The sequence below is a fragment of the Gammaproteobacteria bacterium genome (assembly GCA_013001575.1).
In the GTDB taxonomy this organism is placed as follows: Bacteria; Pseudomonadota; Gammaproteobacteria; order Steroidobacterales; family JABDMI01; genus JABDMI01.
Map to the genome: position 1 here is coordinate 1 of JABDMI010000078.1, position 4031 is coordinate 4031.

A 4031-nucleotide genomic window follows, 5' to 3' on the forward strand; every position below is an offset into this window, starting at 1 on the left:
ATAAAAAAACCCCACTTCTACTGAAGCGAGGTTTTGTTATATGTGGCGTCCCCAAGGGGATTCGAACCCCTGTTGCCGCCGTGAAAGGGCGGAGTCCTAGGCCTCTAGACGATGGGGACCCTGGACATTGGTCTTGCGACCTTGTTTCTGCGGTACCGAGAAGGTGTTTGGTGGAGCTAGGCGGGATCGAACCGCCGACCTCTTGCATGCCATGCAAGCGCTCTCCCAGCTGAGCTATAGCCCCGCAGAGGCGCGCACTTTAACTGAGCTGTTTTGGCATGTCAATGAATTGCTTGATTTTTTTGCTCTATAGCGTTGAGTGCGGCATTTTCAGGGAAATATTCTTGTTTTATGTGCCAGGAAAGTATCAATTCAACTGTTCTAATGCGGTCGCAATGCGTTTCAGGGCCAGTTCGCGCCCCGCCAATGCAAGCACTGCATCAATAGAGGGAGAGTTCGTATCCCCCAGTACCGCGATGCGAATGGGCTGAGCAACCTTGGCATAACCCACTTCGTTACCGGATACCACCGCCTTGATTACAGCGCTGATACTGTCCAGATCCCAGATTTCAAGCGTTTCCAGTTGCTGATAAACGGCAGCCAATAATTCCTGACTGTTTGGTTTCCAGTTCTTTTTTAGTGCCTTCTCGGAATAAGTTACTGTATCTTGATAAAAAACCTGCAAATACTCTCCCAGCTCATTTACCGTGGAGGCACGTTCTTTATAAAGGTCAATGGCAACACCCAGATCCGGGCCCTGATCGGTGTTTAAAGAAGTGCCTTGCCAATGCTCGATCAATAAACCCGTCAAGCGAGGGGTTTCCGCCTGTTTCAAATACTGCTGGTTTATCCAGTTTAATTTTTCAGGATCAAAAGATGCCGGCGCCCTATTCACGTCGTCCAGACCGAACAACTCGATCATTTCTTCGCGACTGAAGAGTTCTTTATCGCCATGCGACCAACCAAGTCTGACCAGGTAATTCAACAAGGCTTCGGGTAAATAGCCCGCTTCTTTATAGGCCATCACATTCACCGCACCATGGCGTTTGGACAAGCGCGAACCATCTGCGCCCAGGATCATGGGTAAATGGGCAAATTCGGGTACCGCGGCATCCAGCGCTTTATAAATATTGATCTGGCGTGGTGTATTGTTGACATGATCGTCACCACGGATCACATGGGTAATGTTCATATCACGATCGTCGACGACCACAGTAAGATTGTAAGTCGGCGTGCCATCCGAACGCGCGATGATCAGATCATCCAATTCCGCATTGGCAACACTGATCTCGCCTTTGACTAGGTCGAGGAATGTTGTGTCACCTTCGACGGGGTTTTTGAAACGCACCACCGGATCAACACCGGCTACCGGCTCGCTGAGTTGCCGACAGTGCCCATCGTAACGGGGTTTTTGTTTATTCGCGCGTTGCTGTTCACGCAAGTTATCAATTCGCACCTTGGAACAATAACAATAGTAGGCATCGCCCTGGTCGAGTAGTTGCTGTATGACTTTCTTGTATTGTGGAAAGTTATCCGTTTGGTAAAAAGGCCCTTCATCGGCATTCAGGCCCAACCATTGCATGCCATCCAGGATGGCCTGTACCGAGGCCTCGGTAGAACGCTCTCTGTCGGTGTCTTCGATGCGTAAAACGAACACCCCATTGTGTTTCTTGGCGTACAACCAGGCAAACAATGCGGTGCGTACACCACCGATATGTAAAAACCCGGTCGGGCTTGGGGCAAAACGGGTTCTGACTGTCATTGGTAACAGTTCCTGTGCGATTTAGATAAAAATTACAAGATGCCGACGGTTTTGGCGCTGGCAGCAAAAATACCGATCTGCGACAAGATCTGGGTCACATTGGTCCATAAAGTTAATGGTCTGACCCTATCTGCATTCAATGGCACCACAATGGTGTCGCCCGGATTGATATCGGCGTAATCGCCTTGCGAGAACCAAGAACTGTATTCGCGATTCACCACTCTGCCGTCCGCACGCACAACATACACACGTTTGGCATCTGCTTTGGCGGTAAAGCCGCCACTGCGTTGCAAGTAGACATTTCGTGAGCTGCGACCGTCATACAAATGCGAGGTTGGGAACTGAACTTCGCCGATCACGGTGACTTCCTGGGTTTTTTCAGGAATATATAACTTGTCGTCATTTTGCAAGATCACGTCTTTGTATTCATGTCCGACATTGGCGATCACCGAATTCAGATCAATGACTAATCGTCCTACTGCATCGGTCTCGCGTAATTGGCTGAGCAAGTTTGCGCCCAGTTCAACTGCTTCAGTGTTTTTCTCGATCGACAACAAGGTAATGTCTTTTTCCAGTTTATTGGCCAAAGACTGCAAATATTCATTTTCTTTTTCTTGCAAGGATTTACGAATAAACAAGGCCCCTTGCGGGAAGGCATTAGGACTCAATCCGCCAACGCGTTGCATCAATTGGCCTAATGTCTCTCCGGACTTGATGGTGTATTCACCCGGGAACTGTACCTCACCCAAGATCTCTACTGCATTATTCTCACGCCAGTTGGGTACTTCCTTGATGACCAGGCGGTCTCTCGACTGCAATTGCAGATTGGCTGACTGATCGCCTGCCAGTAAACGTTCCAGATCAACATTAATGTGCGTTTTCACCAGCTCGTAATTTTCGTTCAAATCATCACGACTCAGTTCTGCCTCAAGTCGATATGCGGCATCCGACAAACCGCCCCCCGCCCTAACAAGATCCATTACGGTCATGACATTTTGCATCGGGTAACTGCCCGGGACTTTTATGCGGCCACCCACAGACACCTGTTGTAATTTTTCCTTATCACCCGATTGCTGTTCCAGCTCCAAAAGCAAGGGCAAAATGGTACTTTCGCGACTCACGCCTTTTTCAAACAGGAATATCTTGTCTTCAGGTTTCAGCACCACATCAAAATTACTGCCTGGTGCGCGATACGCCTGGCTTAGATCAAGGCTAAGCACTTCAATATCATTCGCAGGTGGTTTGAGTCTGCGGATCAGACCGTAATTCAAGTCAATCTTGTTTTTCAGATTGGCGCGACTGCCCAGCAGATCGGTCAGGCGCATGCCTTTAGAATAGGCTTTAACCCCGGGACGTTTCACATGTCCAAGTAACTCCACCGAGTTGCCAATCTCGTCAAGCACCGCACTGACTTCAACAAAGTCTCCGGCTTTGACTTTTACTTGTTGTCCAGGACGCGTGGCCAGATCAACATTCAATATTTCTTTTTCGCTGTTATTGGCAAATCGCGTGATACTGACGTTTTGCGCGTAGGCTTCGGGCAACACCCCACCGGCCAATTGAATCAGTTGATCCAGATGATGTTCGCGTTTGATCTCGTAGATCGCCGGACGCTTGACCTGACCGAACACCGAGATCTGGTCCCCCACCGTCGGAATAAAAATAACATCGCCCGGCTGTAAGCGCACATCATTGCGTGTGTCTCCACGCAACAAGAGATCATAGAGATCCAGCGTGGTTACAGTTTTGCCATTGCGTTTTAATTGCACATTTCGCAAGGAGCCAATTTTATTGATTCCGCCACTAACAAATAGCGCGTTAGTGATGGTGGATAAGGCGCTGACCGTGTAGGAGCCCGGATTAGCCGCTTCCCCCAACAGAAAAACCCGCATCGACCGCAGCTCACCCATGGTCACATTGGTTTTAACCCCGATCATTGTGGTTGCATAGCGATCTTCAATGGCTTGTTTGGCTTCAGAAAAATCCAGACCCGCGACCACTATAGGCCCAAGTTTTTCTACCGTGATCACGCCATTGCGGTCAACGGTATACGCATTGCTACCGGTTTCATTGCCATAGGTAAACACTTTAATGGTGTCCCCGGGCCCTAAAACATAATCTTGCGGGACAGGAATTTCCGTGACCGGCGCAAATGTGGTGGGTACGCCTGAGAACAGGTCATAACCAAAGGGCTCTAACTCTGCCACTTCTGCCTGGTACTCTCTTGTGGCCAAACAATCTGAAATTAAAGCATCGTAATTTTCTACCA

General features: G+C 49.1%; 2 protein-coding genes and 2 tRNA genes. All 4 read right to left on the reverse strand.

Features of this window, described 5'->3' with window-relative positions; all coding sequences use genetic code 11:
- Positions 1–43: 43 nt before the first annotated feature.
- A tRNA-Glu gene (locus tag HKN88_06890) sits at positions 44–119 on the reverse strand.
- Between the two features lie 49 nt (positions 120–168).
- Positions 169–244 (reverse strand) — tRNA-Ala (locus HKN88_06895).
- Positions 245–367: 123 nt separating this feature from the next.
- On the reverse strand, positions 368–1762 hold the full coding sequence (gene gltX / locus HKN88_06900; GenBank protein ID NNC97784.1) for a glutamate--tRNA ligase: 1395 nt from the start codon (positions 1760–1762) through the stop codon (positions 368–370).
- Positions 1763–1794: 32 nt separating this feature from the next.
- Entirely contained in the window at positions 1795–3969 is a 2175-nt protein-coding gene (locus HKN88_06905; GenBank protein ID NNC97785.1) for a hypothetical protein, read from the reverse strand.
- Positions 3970–4031 lie beyond the last annotated feature (62 nt).